Here is a 15,909-nt window from a genome sequence, read left to right on the forward strand (position 1 = left end):
CCTGTCGGAGGCGCTGGCCGGCCAGCAGCTCATCGTCGGCGCCGAGCCGCCGGACGTCGCGCCGTTCGAGGCCGCGGCGCGCTACCTCGCCCGCGCCCCGTCGATGTTGACGGCGGTGCAGTACGAGGACGTGGTGTCCGAGCTGAGCCAGGCCAACGTTCCGGGCTCGACCGAGGGCTATCCGAACTGGCGGCGCAAGCTCGACCGCGACCTGAACGCCATCGCCGCCCCCGGCGGCCCGCTGGCGAAGCTCGCCGCTTCGCTGTCTGCCGAGGATCGTGGCCCGCGCTCGGGCGCTGCGCGTCTCGCGACGGCGCCGCCGCGGGCGACCTATCGGCTCCAATTCCACAAGGACTTCACCTTCGCCGACGCGGAGAGGATCGTCCCGTATCTCGCCAAGCTCGGCATCAGCCACGTCTACGCCTCGCCGCTGCAGAAGGCGCGGCCCGGCTCGACTCACGGCTACGACATCGTCGACCACGGGGCGATCAACCCGGAACTCGGCGGCGAGGCCGGCTTCGTCCGCCTGTCGGACGCCCTGCGGGCGCACGGGCTGAAGCTCCTCCTCGACATCGTCCCGAACCACATGGGCGTCGGCGGCGCCGACAACCCGTGGTGGCTGTCGGTGCTCGAATGGGGCGCGCTCTCGCCCTTCGGCCACGCCTTCGACATCGACTGGGAGCGCCTGGGTGCCAACCGCAACCTCGTCATCCCCTTCCTCGGCGAGCGCTACGGCGAGGCGCTGGAGAACGGTAACCTCGAACTCAAGTTCGACGCAGAGGCCGGCGCCTTCAGCGTGTGGCACTACGAGCATCAGTTCCCCATCCGCCCGCTGAACTACCCGACGATCCTCAACCGGGTGCTCGCGGCGCTCGGCGACGTGGACGAGGAGGCGCAGGGCGAGCTGCTGGCCATCTCCGAGCGCCTGCGCGCCATGGGTGCCGAGACCGACCCGAAACGGCGTCACGCCTTCCCCGAGGAGGCCGAGGGGCTGAAGCGGCGTCTCGCCGCCGTCTGTGCGGTGTCGCCTGAAATCCGCGCCGCCGTCGACCGCAGCTTGAAGCTGCTCAACGGCTTCAAGGGCCGTCCCGACAGCTTCGGCCCGCTCCATCGGCTGCTCGAAAGTCAAGCCTACCGCTTGGCGCATTGGCGCGTCGCGTCGAGCGACATCAACTATCGGCGCTTTTTCGACGTGAACTCCCTTGCGGGCCTTCGCGTCGAGCTGAACGACATCTTCCACCGCTCGCACGAGACCGTGTTCCGGCACGTCCGCGAGGGGCGGATCGACGGCCTGCGCATCGACCATATCGACGGGCTGGCCGACCCGCAGGGCTACGCGCGGGCGCTGCAGGCCGCCGTTGGGCCGGGCTTCTACGTCGTCGTGGAGAAGATTTTGGAGCCGGGCGAGAAGCTTCGGCCCTGGCCTGTGGCCGGCACCACCGGCTACGACGTGCTGAACCACCTCGACGGCATTCTGGTCGATCAGGGCAAGCGCGGGAAGATCAAGCGTCTCTACGAGTGGGCCACCGGCTACGACGAGCCCTACGGCTTCCAGCTTCGCGCCGCGAAGGCCGAGATCCTGGAGATCAGCTTCGCGAGCGAACTCGAGGTGCTGACCAGCGACCTCAAGGAGATCGCCGACGCCGACCGGCGCACGCGCGACTTCTCGGTCAACGCGATCCGCCGGGCGCTGATCGAGATCATCGCCCGCTTCCCGACCTATCGCAGCTACCTGCCGCCGGACCTCGACGAGAGCGACGTTGAGGCCGAGGACATCCGGTTGATCGAGGGCGCGGTCGCCAAGGCCAAGCGCTGGTCTGCGTTGCCGGACCGCTCGGTGCACGACTTCGCCGCCGCCGCCCTGATCGGACGGATTGAGACCGCCGGTCCCGGCAGGCCCGATCCGAGTGTGATCCTGCGCTTCCGCCGCCGCTTCCAGCAGCTCACCGGCCCGGTGATGGCCAAGAGCCTGGAGGACACGCTGTTCTACCGCTACGCGATGCTGCTCGGCCTCAACGAGGTCGGCGGCGACCCGGGCGAGTATGGGCTGGACGCCGAGCACTTCCACGGCCTGCAGGCGGCGCGCGCCCGCGACTGGCCGAACGCCATGATCACCACGGCGACGCACGACACCAAGCGCGGCGAGGATGCACGCACGCGCCTGCTCGCCCTGTCCGAGCTGCCGGAGGAGTGGGCCCGGGCCTGGGACCTCTGGCGCACGGTCGCCGGCCCGCATCTCGCGAGCATCGACGACGAGCCAGCGCCGGACGCCAACGACCAGTGGATGTTCTTCCAGGCTATCCTAGGGGCGTGGCCGCTCGAGTTGCTCGACGCCGACGCGCCCGACGCGATCGAGGACTTCCGCAAGCGCCTGACTGCCTACAGCGAGAAGGCGATGCGCGAGGGCAAGCGCCGGTCGAGCTGGGTTAACGTCGACGCGGCCTACGAGGGCGCGGTCGCCAAGCTGTTCGAGGCGCTGATCGCACCGGGCTCCGCGTTCCTGGCCCAGCTCCGGCCGTTCGCCCGCCGCCTCGCCCATCTCGGCATGATCGCCGGCCTCGGCCGCACGGTCCTCAAATGCACGCTGCCGGGTCTTCCCGACGTGTACCAGGGCACCGAGTTCTGGGACTTCTCGTTCGTCGACCCCGACAACCGCCGGCCGGTGGACTACCCGGCCCTCGAACGCGCCCTCTCCGATGAGGGGGCCGTGCCCGGGCTGCTTTCGCGTTGGCCGGACGGGCGTGTGAAGCAGGCTACCCTGGCGCGACTGCTCGCCGACCGCGCCGCGCGGCCGGCCTTCTACGCCGAGGCCGACTATCGCGCGATCGAGGCCGCCGGCCCGCGGGCCGAGAACGTGATCGCCTACCTGCGGTCCGACGCGAGCACGGAGGGCGACCTGTTCGTCGCCGTCCCGCGCCTGGTCGCCGGATTGGTGACGGACGAAACGTGGTCCGGCGCAGGCTTTGCCGGCACGACCGTCGACCTCGGCGCCGGCATCCGCTGGCACGACATCGTCACGGGGGCCGACTACGAGGGGTCCGCGGATTTCGGAGCGCTGTTTTCCGCGCTTCCCTACGCCGTGCTCCGGCGCCGGACCTGAGACCCCGCGTGCCGTGCCGGATCATCGGACACGGCACGCACCCGGCATTCGGGCGTTAGCCGATGACGCCATCCCATATTTTCGAGGCCAGCATGAACGCACCGACAACCGCATCGAGGAAAGCCGCAGCGGACGGGGCGGCCCCCGTCTCGCCGCCGGCCGGCCTCGCGACGGGGGGCTCGGGAGCGCGCGTCCTGGGGCCGCGGATCTACAACCTGTTCCCGCTCCTCGTCGGGCGGGTGTCGGATTGGACGGCGGAGCTGCCGCGGATCGCGGAGCTCGGCTTCGATTGGGTCTACCTCAACCCGTTCCACGCCACCGGCGGGTCGGGCAGCCTCTACGCGGTCGCCGACCCGGAGCGCCTCGACGACCGCTTCCGCGACGACGACGGCACCGACGACGACGCGCAGATCCGGCGCTTCTGCGCCGCGGCCGAGGCGGCCGGCCTGTCGGTGATGACCGATCTCGTCATCAACCACACCGCCAACGACGGACGCCTCGCCCGCGAGCGGCCGGACTTGTTCGTCAAGGAGGCCGACGGCTCGATCGCGAGCCCGGCGGCGGTCGATCCCGACGACCCGACGATCCGCACCGTCTGGGGCGACTTGGCCGAGCTCGACTACCATTCCGAAGGTCCGCGCAACGAGCTGACCCGGATCTGGGACGCCTACATCGCCCACCTCCAGGGCCTCGGCGTCGCCGGCTTCCGCTGCGACGCCGCCTACAAGGTCCCGCCGGAGACCTGGCGCGCCCTGATCGGCCAGTCCAAGGCACGCGAGGCCGGCTGCCTCTTTGCCGCCGAGACGCTGGGCTGCACCTTCGAGGAGGCGAGGGCCACGGCCGGGGCGGGCTTCGACTACCTGTTCAACTCGTTCGCGTGGTGGGACCTGAAGAAGCCCTGGGCGTTGGAGCAGTACGAGCGCCTGCGCGTCATCGCCCCCTCGATCGCGTTCCCCGAGAACCACGACATGCCGCGTCTGGCGGCCAAGGTGACGGGCGCGGCAGACGTCGTCGCCGCGCAGCTGCGCAGCCGTTACGCGCTGGCCGCATTCTACTCGGCTGGCGTGCTGATGCCGATCGGTTACGAGTGGGGCTATCGCCGCCCGGTCCACGTCGTCGACACCACGCCGGCCGACCGCGAGTCAGACACCGGAATCGACATCTCGGCCTACGTCACCGCGATCAACGCGCTCCGCGCCGAGCTTCCCGCCGCGAACGTCGAGGGCGCGCAGGCGCACATCTCGTCGCCGGATGCGGACTTCGTCGCGCTCGCCCGCTACGACACCGGGCACCCGGCCTCCGCGCGGCACGCCGTGATCCTGATCTTCAACCCGACCGACAAGCCCGTGCCGGTCGATGCCGGCGCGCTGATCACCCGCACCGGCGGCATGCTCGGGCCGTTCGTCGATCGCACCCCCGAGGCCGAGCCGATCGCCTTCCATCCCGGCAGCGCCATCGACCTGGCGCCCGGCGAGCTGCGGATCATCAGCGCCGAGGCCGCTGTGGTGACGAAGCTGCCGAGCCGCGGCACGCCGGACGGCACGGGCCGCGTCGTGATCGAGGCGGTAGCGCCGGAACTCGACGGCGGCCGCTCCCCGGTCAAGCGCGTCGTCGGCGAGAGCTTCGTGGTCGAGGCCGACATCTTCTCGGACGGGCACGAGATCCTGAACGCCGCGATCCTCTCCCGCGTCGTCGGCGCGACCGAGTGGCGGCGCGACCCGATGGTGTTCGTCGACAACGACCGCTGGGCCGGGCATTTCCCGCTGGAGAAGAACGCCCGCTACGAGTTCACCATCGAGGGCTGGCGCGACGGCTTCTCCTCGTGGATGCGCGACACCCTGAAGAAGCGTGACGCCGGAGTGGACGTGCGCCTCGAGACCATCGAGGGCGTTACCCTGGTCCAGACTGCCGCCGACCTCGCCGAGGGACGCGACAAGGAGCGGCTGCACGCGCTCGTCGCCGCGCTCGGCGCCGAGGAGACCGGCTCCGCCGCCCAGCTCGACCGCATCCTCGTCCCGGATTCTGCCAGCCTCGTGCGCCGCAACGCCGAGCGGGTGAACGCCTCGCGCTATCCCGTCGTCGCGCAGGTGATCGCCGACCGTCTCGCGGCCCGGTTCTCGGCCTGGTACGAGATCTTTCCGCGCTCGCAATCGATGGACGTGAACCGCCACGGCACCTTCGACGACGTGATCGGCCGCCTGCCGGAGATCCGCGAGCTCGGCTTCGACGTGCTGTACTTCACCCCGATCCATCCGGTCGGGCGCACCAACCGCAAGGGCAAGAACAACACCCTGAAGGCGCTGCCGGGGGACGTCGGCTCGGTCTACGCGGTCGGCACCGAGGAGGGCGGCCACGAAGCGGTCCACCCCGATCTCGGCACGCTCGCCGACTTCGAACGCCTCGTCGCGGCGAGTCACGCCCACGGTATGGAGGTCGCCCTCGACTTCGCGATCCAGTGCTCGCCCGACCACCCCTGGATCAAGAACCATCCCGAATGGTTCGAGTGGCGCCCGGACGGGACGCTGAAGTTCGCCGAGAACCCGCCGAAAAAGTATGAGGACATCTCGAACGTCCACTTCTACGGCGGCGCGCTGCCGTCGCTGTGGATCGAGCTGCGCAACATCCTGCTCGGCTGGTGCTCGCGCGGCGTGCGCATCTTCCGCGTCGACAACCCGCACACCAAGCCGATCCCGTTCTGGGAATGGGTGATCGCCGAGGTGAACGGCCGCTACCCCGACGCGCTCTTCCTCGCGGAGGCCTTCACCCGGCCGAAGATGATGAAGAAGCTCGCCAAAGCCGGCTACCAGCAGAGCTACACCTACTTCACTTGGCGCAACACCAAGGCAGAGCTGACGTCCTACGCGATGGAGCTCGCCGGCGAGATGGGCGAGTACTACCGCCCGAACTTCTTCGCCAACACGCCGGACATCAACCCGCACTACCTCCAGACCAGCGGGCAGGCGGGCTTCGTCGTGCGCGCGACGCTGGCTGCGACGCTGTCGTCGGTCTACGGCATCTACAACGGCTTCGAGCTGTGCGAGGCCGCGCCGTATCCCGGCAAGGAGGAATACCTCAACTCCGAGAAGTACGAGCTGAAGGCCTGGGACTACGACCGCCCCGGCAACATCCGCGAGCACATCGTCAAGCTCAACCAGATCCGTCGCGAGAACCCCGCGCTCTGGGACTTCCGCAACGTCGTCTTCACCGGCGCCTACAACGACGAGATCATCGCCTACGCCAAGACCACGCCCAATCGCGACAACTGCGTGTTCGTGATGGTCAACCTCGACCCGAAGAACCGCCAGGAATGCACCTACGAGGTGCCGCTCTGGCTGCTCGGCGAGGATGACGGCGGGGCGGTGGCGGTCGAGGACCTGCTCGACGGATACACGTTCGAGTTGCGCGGCAAGTCCCACCGCATCGCCCTCGATCCGGTCGAGCGGTCCTGCGTGATCTGGCGCCTCAGCCGTCCGAAGCGGGTTGCGGGCTGAAGCCGCCCGTGTAACCAGAAACGGCGCGCGATCGGCCCGGTCGGTCGCGCTGTCGCCACCATCCTGCGGTTAGACAGCTGCACACCGATCACGTGACGACCTCGTCGTGCGGGACCGGCCCGACAAGCCCCTGAATCCGACGTGCGAGGCAACGACGCGATGATCGATCGCAGCGATCCGCAATGGTACCGTGACGCCATCATCTACCAGATCCACGTCAAGTCGTTCTTCGACTCGAACAATGACGGGATCGGTGATTTCGAGGGCCTCACCCAGCGGCTGGACTATGTCCGAGACCTCGGCGTCACCGCCATCTGGCTGATGCCGTTCTACCCGTCCCCGTTGCGGGACGACGGCTACGACATCGCCGACTACGAGGAGGTCAACCCGTCCTACGGGACGATGGCGGACTTCCGCCGCTTCGTGGAAGCCGCGCACGAGCGCGGCCTGCGGGTGATCACCGAGCTCGTCATCAACCACACCTCGGACCAGCACCCGTGGTTCCAGCGCGCCCGCGAGGCGCCGGCCGGGTCGCCGGAGCGCGACTTCTACGTCTGGTCGGACACCGACACGCCATATTCCGACACGCGGATCATCTTCCTCGACACCGAGACCTCGAACTGGACCTGGGACCCGGTCGCCAAGCAGTACTTCTGGCACCGGTTCTACAGTCACCAGCCGGACCTGAACTTCGACAACCCGAAGGTGCTGGAAGCCGTCATCGAGACGATGCGCTACTGGCTCGACATGGGCGTCGACGGCCTGCGCCTGGACGCGATCCCCTACCTGATCGAGCGCGACGGCACGAACTGCGAGAACCTTCCCGAGACCCACACGGTCATCAAGGCGATCCGCGCGGCGCTCGACGCGAGCTATCCCGACCGGATGCTGCTGGCCGAGGCTAACCAGTGGCCGGAGGAGACCGCGCAGTATTTCGGCGACGGCGACGAATGCCACATGGCGTTCCACTTCCCGCTGATGCCGCGGATGTACATGGCGATCGCCCGGGAGGACCGGCACCCGATCACCGACATCATGCGCCAGACGCCCGAGATCCCGGAAGGGTGCCAATGGGCGATCTTCCTGCGAAACCACGACGAGCTGACGCTCGAGATGGTGACCGCGGAGGAGCGTGATTACCTCTGGTCGTTCTACGCCGCCGAGCGCCGCGCCCGCATCAACCTCGGCATCCGCCGCCGCCTCGCGCCGCTGCTCGAGAACGACCGGCGCAAGATCGAGCTGATGAAGTCCCTCGTCCTGTCCATGCCCGGAACGCCGGTGCTGTACTACGGCGACGAGATCGGTATGGGCGACAACATCTATCTCGGCGACCGCGACGGCGTGCGCACGCCGATGCAATGGTCGCCCGACCGCAACGGCGGCTTCTCGCGGGCCAACCCGCAGCGCCTGTTCCTGCCGGCGATCCAGGACCCGATCTACGGCTTCGACGCCCTGAACGTCGAGGCGCAGACGCAGTCGCAGACCAGCTTGCTGAACTGGACGCGGCGGATGATCGCCATCCGCAACAACAGCACGGCGTTGGGCCGCGGCTCGATGCAGTTCCTGTATCCTAGCAACCGCAAGGTGCTGGCCTGGATCCGCGAGTTCGAGGGCGAGCGCGTGCTCTGCGTCGCCAACCTGTCGCGCGCGCCGCAGGCGGTGCAGCTCGACCTGTCGGAGCTGCGCAGCGCGGTGCCGATCGAGCTCACCGGCGGCAGCGAATTCCCGCCGATCGGCGAGCTGCCCTACCTGCTCACCCTGCCGTCCTACGGTTTCTACTGGTTCTCGCTGTCGTCTGCGAACACCGGCACGGTCGGGCCGATGAAGGAGGCGCCCGAGCTGTTCACGCTCGTGCTCACCGGCGGCATCGAGAGCCTGATGGCCGGCCGCGAGCGCGTCGCCTTCGAGCGCACCGTGATCCCGCCCTTCATCGCCAGCCGTCGCTGGTTCGGCGCCAAGGGCTCGCGGATCAAGAGCGTGAAGGTCGTCGACTGCGCCACCGTGAAGGAGGCCGGCGGCGAAGCCCGCTTCCTGCTGCCGCGCATCGACGTGCAGCTCTCCAACGGCGAGCGGCAGCAATACTTCGTGCCCGTCGGCGTCGACGAGGGCCGCGAGGACGAGACGCTGCTCGAATTCGCCGTGGCGCGCGTGCGCCGCGGTCCACGCACCGGCTTGCTTTACGGGGCTGCGGCCTCGCCCGACTTCGCGATCTGCCTCGCCGAAGGCATGCGCGACGGCCGCGAGATCCCGACCGAGGGCGGCAAGCTCGTCTTCTCCTCGACTTCGGCGTTCGACCACAGCGTGCCGTTCGAGGCCGCCGACGTGCGCCGGCTGTCGGCCGAGCAAAGCAACACCTCGATCGCCATCGGCGCGAAGATGATGCTCAAGCTGCTGCGCCGCCTGCAGCCGGGGACCCATCCCGAGGTCGAGGTCGGGCGCTTCCTCACCGAGGAGGCGAAGTTTCCGAACACGCCGGCGCTGCTCGGCACCCTGGAGCACGTCGCCGAGGACGGCACCCGCACGGCGCTCGCCGTGCTGCAGAGCTTCGTCCTGAACCAGGGCGACGCCTGGACGGTGATGCTCGAGGGCCTGCGCCGCGACTTCGAGACCGTGGTGCTGGCTCCCGAGAGCGAGGCGCCGACGCCGGAGGACGCGTTCCACGACCACCTGCGCTGGGCCGAACTCCTCGGGCGCCGCACCGCCGAGATGCACAACGCCTTCGCGATCGAGACGGCGGACGCGGCCTTCGCCGCCGAGCCGTTCACGGCCGACGACCTGGCGGTGCTCGGCGCCGACGCGAAGCATCAGGCCGACCGCGCTTTCCGCGGGCTCAAGGGCATCGCCGAGCGCGGGCTCGACGCCGGACGCCCGGCGAGCGCGGCTCTGGCCGAGCGCCGGGCCGAGGTCGACGCGCTGATCGCGTCGCTGACGCGCGATCCGCCGAAGGGTGCGTTCAAGACCCGCATCCACGGCGACTACCACCTCGGACAGGTGCTGGTATCGAGCGGCGACCTCGTACTGGTCGACTTCGAGGGCGAGCCCTCGCGGCCGGCCGACGAGCGCCGGGCGAAGTCGACGCCGCTGCGGGACGTCGCCGGGATGCTGCGCTCGTTCGCCTACGGCGCCGAGACGGTGACCCGCGAGATCGCCGGCCGCTTCGCCGATTCCGAGGAACGCGCGCGCAACGCGGCCCTCGCCTGGCGTGGCATGATCGATGCGGCGTTCCTCGAAGGATACGGAAGCGCCGTCTCCGAGAGCCGCGCCGCCGTGACCGACCCGGCGACGCAGGACCGTCTGTTGCGCCTCTGCCTCCTGACGAAGGCGCTCTACGAGGTTGATTACGAGGCGAACAACCGCCCGGACTGGATCGAAATCCCCGCCCGTGGGGTTCTGACCATTCTGGAGGACGCCAAGGCGTCCTGATCCAAGGCGCGGGCCGCCGAGGCGAAAACGGCCTCCCCGGCCCGCGCGGAGACTGACGGACTTGAGGCCCTCGCCCGACCCATTCGGGCGCGGCCCCGGTCACCCGAGAGAGGCACCTGAATGACGGCCATCGACCAGACCTTCGCGACCCGCTCCGACCCGTCGGACACGAACCAGGTCTCGAATGTCCCCTCGTCCGGCTCCGCGCCGGCGGGGGCGGCGCACGGCGTCCATCCCGATGCGATCGCGGCGGTGATGGCCGCCAACCATGGCGACGCCTTCAGCGTGCTCGGTCCGCACCAGGCCGGACCCAGCACCTGGGAGGTTCGTGCCGTGCTGCCGGAGGCCAAGTCCGCTGCGTTGATCGTCGGCGGCGACGCGGTGCCGTTCGAGCGGCGCCACCCGGAAGGGTTCTGGGTCGCGAAGGTCGAGAGCCAGGGCCGGCCGCTCTACGAGATCGAGGTCGAGACCTGGGATGGAGCCAAGCGCCGCCGGCACGACCCCTACGGCTTCGGTTCGTCGCTGGAGCAGCACGACGTCGACACCCTCCGCGAGGTTGGCACCAACCTCGTCTACAAGATCCTCGGCGCGCAGCTCGGCTGCCTCGACGGCATCGACGGCTTCCGCTTCGCGGTCTGGGCCCCGAACGCCAAGCGCGTGAGCGTCGTCGGCGATTTCAACGAGTGGGACGGGCGCCGCCATCCGATGCGCCTCTGGCAGAACGGCGGCCTCTGGGAGCTGTTCGTTCCGGGGCTCAAGGCCGGCCAGAACTACAAGTTCGAGATCCGCGGCCCCGACGGGTCGCTGCTGCCGCTGAAGGCCGACCCGGTCGCCTTCGCCGCCCAGCACCCGCCGCAGACCGCCTCCGTGCTGCAGGGCACGAGCGAGCCCGCCTGGCACGACAAGGCCTGGATGGAGACGCGTGGCGAGAAGGACCCGCGGCATGCGCCGATCTCGATCTACGAGGTCCACCTCGGCTCGTGGGCGCGGGTGCCCGGCGAGGGCAACCGCTACCTCACCTACAAGGAGTTGGGCGAGCGGCTGATCCCCTACGTCAAGGAGATGGGCTTCACCCATATCGAGATGCTGCCGATCACGGAGTTCCCGTTCGACGGGTCGTGGGGCTACCAACCGGTGTCGCTGTTCGCGCCGACGAGCCGCCACGGCACCCCGGACGACTTCGCGGCGTTCGTGAACGCGGCGCACGCGGCCGGCATCGGCGTGATGCTCGACTGGGTGCCCGGCCACTTCCCGCTCGATGCGCATGGGCTCGGCCAGTTCGACGGCACGCACCTCTACGAGCACGCCGACCCGCGCCAGGGCTTCCACCAGGATTGGGGCACCTACATTTACAATTTCGGCCGCGCCGAGGTGGCGACGTTCCTCGCCGCCAACGCCCGGTTCTGGCTCGAGCACTACCACCTCGACGGCCTGCGTGTGGATGCCGTCGCCTCGATGCTCTACCTCGACTACTCGCGCCGCCAGGGCGAGTGGATTCCGAACCAGTACGGCGGCAACGAGAACCTCGATGCGATCGAGTTCCTGCGCAAGACCAACGAGGCGACCTACAGCCACGCCCCCGGCACCATCACGGTCGCCGAGGAATCCACCTCTTGGCCCGGCGTCTCGCACCCGACCTATACCGGGGGGCTCGGCTTCGGCTTCAAGTGGAACATGGGGTGGATGCACGACACCCTGAACTTCGTCTCTACCGATCCGATCCACCGGCGCTACCACCACCACGACTTGACCTTCGGGCTGCTCTACGCCTTCTCCGAGAACTTCATCCTGCCGCTGTCCCACGACGAGGTCGTGCACGGGAAGGGCTCGCTGCTCGGTAAGATGCCCGGCGACCGGTGGCAGAAGTTCGCGAACCTGCGCGCGTATTTCGGCTTCATGTGGGGACACCCGGGCAAGAAGCTGCTCTTCATGGGCGGCGAGTTCGGCCAGGAGCGTGAGTGGAACCACAACCAGTCGCTCGACTGGCACCTGCTCGACGACCCGGCCCACGCCGGCGTGAAGGACGTGATCCGCGACCTCAACCACCTCTACGTCTCGACGCCGGCGCTCCACAGCCGCGACACCGAGGCCGCGGGCTTCCAATGGCTGGTGGCGGACGACCAGGACAACAGCGTCATCGCCTGGGCGCGCAAGGGCCGCGAGGCCGGCCAGATCGCTCTCGTCGTCTCGAACTTCACCCCGGTGCCGCGCGAGAACTACCGCGTCGGCGTGCCGGCGGCGGGTTACTACCGCGAGGCGTTCAACTCGGATGCCGGCATCTACGGCGGCTCGAACGTGGGCAACATGGGCGGCCGTGAGGCCGACGCGACGCAGAGCCATGGCCAGGCGCATTCCCTGAGCCTGACCCTGCCGCCGCTCTCGACCATGATCTTCGTTCGCGAGGGCTGACGACAAGGGCGGCCGCGCCGCAAGCTGCGGCCGCCCTTGCTGTTTGATGCGCAGGAGGTCGCGTTGCTCGATTCGGTTCGGACTTCGTCGGTCTTCCTCCCGAGCATCCGCCTGCACGTGGCGGAGGCCGGGCCGGCCGACGGCCTCCCCACCATCGTGCTGCACGGCTTCCCGGAGTTCTGGTACGGCTGGCGCCGCCAGATCGGCCCCCTCTCGGAGGCGGGCCTGCGCCTCGTCCTACCGGACCAGCGCGGTTACAATCTCAGCGACAAGCCCGGGGGCATCGCCGCCTACCACCTCGACCGGCTCGCCGGCGACGTGATCGAGCTCGCCGACCATTACCGTTTCGCGAAATTCCGCCTCGTCGCGCACGATTGGGGTGGGCTGGTGGCGTGGTGGATTGCCTCGTTCTACCCCGAGCGGATCGAGCGTCTGGCGATCCTCAACGCGCCGCACCCCGCGATCTTCGGCCCCTACATCCGGCGGCATCCGACGCAGCTGCTGCGCAGCGCCTATGTCGCATTCTTCCAGATCCCCCACCTGCCCGAGAAGCGTCTGACCGCGAGCGACTGCACCGTGCTGCGGCAGGCGCTGGCGACGACCAGCCGAAAGGGCAGCTTCACCGACGCCGACCTCGATCTTTACGCCGCTGCCTGGGCGAAGCCCGGCGCGATGACCGGCATGCTGAACTGGTACCGCGCGCTGCGCCTGCCGCGGGCGAGCACCGCGCCGCGGGTGACGGCGCCGACGCTGATCCTGTGGGGCCGCCGCGACCACGCTTTGGGGAGCGGCCTCGCCGAGGCGAGCCTCGAGCTTTGCGACGACGGACGTATCGAATGGTACCCGGAGGCGACGCACTGGGTGCAGCACGATGCGGCCGACGCGGTGAACGCATCCCTCGTCGCGTTCCTGCGCGCCTGAGAAGACGCCGTTCCGAGACCTGAAAAGACGAAGCCCGCGGATCCTACGATCAGCGGGCTTCCTCACAAGATACCCAGTTAAGAGGCGCGAGCCTCAACGCTTGAACTTGCCGTCGTACTTGAACTCGGGCGCAGCCTTGAGCTGATCCTTGGTGGCGCCGATGATCGCCTTCCACTTCTTCGCGCCCTCGTCGTAGCCGAGCGCAACGGAGGCCGGCTCGACCGAGACGTAGCGCTCGCCCATACCGAGGAAGCCGCCGACGGAAATGATGTAGCTGGTGAGCTTGCCGTGCTCCATCGCGAGATCCTTGATCTCGCCGACGTTGTTGTTCGAGCCGTCCATCACGTTGAGGCCGATGAGGTTGTAGCTCAGCACCGCATCCTGCGGCACCGGCACGAACTTCGCGGCCGTGGTCGGGGTGGTCTGCTCGGCGGCGAACGCCGCGCCGGAGACGGTGAGGGCGACCATGGATGCCAGGATCAGACGACGCATTGCAATCTCCAAGACCCGAAAGGGGTGCCTAGGAATGCCCTGCGGCCTCGATCGTTCCGTCACCGATTCGCGACGCATCGCGAGCGTCGCCCATGGTCTTGCACGCGCGAAAAAGCCCGCGAACCTTTCGATCCGCGGGCTTTGTGTTGGGGTTCGGCGTCAGGCAGCCTGCTTGCGCTTCTCCGGCATCGCCTTCTCGGACTTCGCGTCGGCGCGCGTTTCGGTGCGCACCTCGTTGCGTCCTTTGGCGGCCGTGAGCGGGAGCTCGATGTCGAGGCCCAGCGTCGAGACGCCCTCGCCGCGCTCCAGCGTGATCTTCACCTTGTCGCGCTCGACCGAGACGTGCTTGGCGATGACGGCCAGGATCTCCTCGCGGAGCGTGATCACGAGGTCGGGCTGGCCGGTCTCGGACCGCTCGTGGGCGAGGATCAGTTGGAGGCGCTCGCGGGCGACGGAGCCGGAGGCGCGCTTGTTGAAGAGGCCGAGGAGGGTCATGCCGCCCTCCGCAGGAAAAGCTTGTCGAGGAAGGACTTGCGGTCCGTCGGCATCGTCATCGGCAGCGTCTCGCCCTTGAGCCGGCGCACGGCGTCGGTGTAGGCGCGGGCGGGCGCGCAGAGCGGGTTGTTCAGCGTGACCGGGCAGCCGACGTTCGAGGCGCGAAGCACCTCCTGGCTCTCGGGAATGATCGCCAGCAGCGGGATCGACAGGATTTCGAGGACGTCTTCGACCTTGAGCATGTCGCCGCGGTCGGCCCGGCTGGGGTCGTAGCGGGTGAGGATCAGGTGCTTGTCCATGTTCTCGCCGCGCTCGGCCTTGACCGTCTTCGAGTCGAGCAGGCCGATGATCCGGTCGGAATCGCGCACCGACGAGACTTCCGGGTTGGTCACCACCACCGCGACGTCGGCGTGGCGCATGGCGAGCTGGGCGCCGCGCTCGATGCCGGCGGGCGAATCGCAGATCACCCAGTCGAACTTCTCGCGCAACTCTTCCATGACGCGAGCGACGCCCTCGTCGGTCAGCGCGTCCTTGTCGCGGGTCTGCGAGGCCGGCAGCAGGTGCAGGGTCTCGAGCCGCTTGTCGCGGATCACCGCCTGGTTGAGCTTGGCGTCGCCGTTGACGACGTTGATCAGGTCGTAGACGACCCGGCGCTCGGCCCCCATGACGAGGTCGAGGTTGCGCAGGCCGACGTCGAAGTCGACGACGCAGACGCTCTGTCCTCCCTGCGCGATCGCGGCACCTAGTGCCGCCGTGGTCGTCGTCTTGCCGACGCCGCCCTTGCCCGATGTGACGACCAAAACCTTTGCCACGCGTGTCGCTCCTTGATCTGCGGTGATCGGATCGAGTTCTGAGATTTCGTAGGTCAGTCCAAGCCCGCCATGCGGATCGCGCCGCCGTCGAGCCAGATCTGTGCGGGTTTGCCCTGGAGCTGCGTTCCGATGTCCTCGGCCGTGCGGACGAGGCGATCGATCCCGAGCAGCTCGGGCTGGAACTTGCGGCAGTAGATGCGCGCGCGCGGGTTGCGGGCGGCGCCCGCGATCGCCCGGCCGCGGAGCGCGCCGTAGATGTGGATCGAGCCGCCGGCCAGGATCTCGGCGCCGGAAGAGACCGAGCCCATCACCGTGACGTCCCCGGTGGGATGAACCACCGTCTGCCCGGAGCGGACCGAGCCCTCGATCGTGATCGAGGTCGAGACCGGCTCCTCCGGGACCTTCGGCAACGCGAGGTCGGGCAGGTCCAGGTTGCTGGCCGGGCGTCCGCCGATCAGCAGCGGCGGCAGGCCGGCCGCGATGCTCCCCACGCCCTCGAAGCCGAGGATGCGGACGCGGCGGCCGATGAGGTCGGCGACGAGCGCCTGAAGCGCTTCGTGGTCCGGGCGAAGGGCGCCGAGATCGAGGATGATCGCGCGTCCGTCGAACAGGGTCGGCGAGCGCTTCAGCGCCGCGTCGAGGTCTGCCAGCCAATCGGCGAGCGGCGCTTCGGGCTTCAGCGCCATCGCCTTGAACGCACGGCCCCGGAAGGCGAGGGCGCGCGGGGCGGAAGGCTTGGCGGCGGGTTTGGCCGGCCCGGCAGGCT

General features: G+C 69.0%; 9 protein-coding genes. 5 read left to right on the forward strand and 4 right to left on the reverse strand.

Going from position 1 to position 15,909, the window contains the following annotated elements; genetic code table 11:
• The 5 genes from treY to FV222_RS05810 form a co-directional block, all read left to right on the forward strand.
• On the forward strand, positions 1 to 3,100 hold a 3,100-nt coding region (treY, locus tag FV222_RS05790; RefSeq protein WP_147813404.1), incomplete at its 5' end, for a malto-oligosyltrehalose synthase.
• Positions 3,101 to 3,192: 92 nt separating this feature from the next.
• Positions 3,193 to 6,591 carry a maltotransferase domain-containing protein gene (locus tag FV222_RS05795; RefSeq protein WP_147761330.1) on the forward strand — a complete coding sequence of 1,133 codons (3,399 nt, stop codon included), beginning with the start codon at positions 3,193 to 3,195 and terminating at the stop codon, positions 6,589 to 6,591.
• A gap of 159 nt (positions 6,592 to 6,750) precedes the next feature.
• Complete coding sequence (treS, locus tag FV222_RS05800; RefSeq protein WP_147813406.1) at positions 6,751 to 10,014, forward strand: maltose alpha-D-glucosyltransferase; 3,264 nt, start codon at positions 6,751 to 6,753, stop codon at positions 10,012 to 10,014.
• Between the two features lie 120 nt (positions 10,015 to 10,134).
• Positions 10,135 to 12,423 (forward strand): 1,4-alpha-glucan branching protein GlgB, encoded by a 2,289-nt coding sequence (gene glgB / locus FV222_RS05805; protein ID WP_147761328.1) that lies wholly within the window; start codon positions 10,135 to 10,137, stop codon positions 12,421 to 12,423.
• Between the two features lie 63 nt (positions 12,424 to 12,486).
• A complete protein-coding gene (locus tag FV222_RS05810) occupies positions 12,487 to 13,344 on the forward strand; it encodes an alpha/beta hydrolase (protein ID WP_147761327.1) in 858 nt (285 codons plus the stop codon).
• Between the two features lie 93 nt (positions 13,345 to 13,437).
• Here FV222_RS05810 and FV222_RS05815 read toward each other — a convergent pair whose 3' ends face one another.
• From FV222_RS05815 to minC, 4 genes are all read right to left on the reverse strand, one after another.
• Positions 13,438 to 13,836 (reverse strand): PRC-barrel domain-containing protein, encoded by a 399-nt coding sequence (locus FV222_RS05815; protein WP_147750117.1) that lies wholly within the window; start codon positions 13,834 to 13,836, stop codon positions 13,438 to 13,440.
• A 159-nt stretch (positions 13,837 to 13,995) separates the two neighbouring features.
• The gene (gene minE, locus FV222_RS05820) at positions 13,996 to 14,331 is read right to left on the reverse strand and encodes a cell division topological specificity factor MinE (protein WP_147761326.1); all 336 of its coding nucleotides are present in this window, start codon (positions 14,329 to 14,331) and stop codon (positions 13,996 to 13,998) included.
• Positions 14,328 to 15,143 carry a septum site-determining protein MinD gene (gene minD, locus FV222_RS05825; RefSeq protein WP_147750119.1) on the reverse strand — a complete coding sequence of 272 codons (816 nt, stop codon included), beginning with the start codon at positions 15,141 to 15,143 and terminating at the stop codon, positions 14,328 to 14,330. Before minD ends, minE begins: the two co-directional genes overlap by 4 nt.
• 53 nt (positions 15,144 to 15,196) lie before the next feature.
• Positions 15,197 to 15,909: septum site-determining protein MinC (gene minC / locus FV222_RS05830; RefSeq protein ID WP_246685338.1), on the reverse strand; the 713-nt coding region annotated here is incomplete at its 5' end.

Source organism: Methylobacterium sp. WL103, from assembly GCF_008039885.1.
In the GTDB taxonomy this organism is placed as follows: domain Bacteria; phylum Pseudomonadota; class Alphaproteobacteria; order Rhizobiales; family Beijerinckiaceae; genus Methylobacterium; species Methylobacterium cerastii.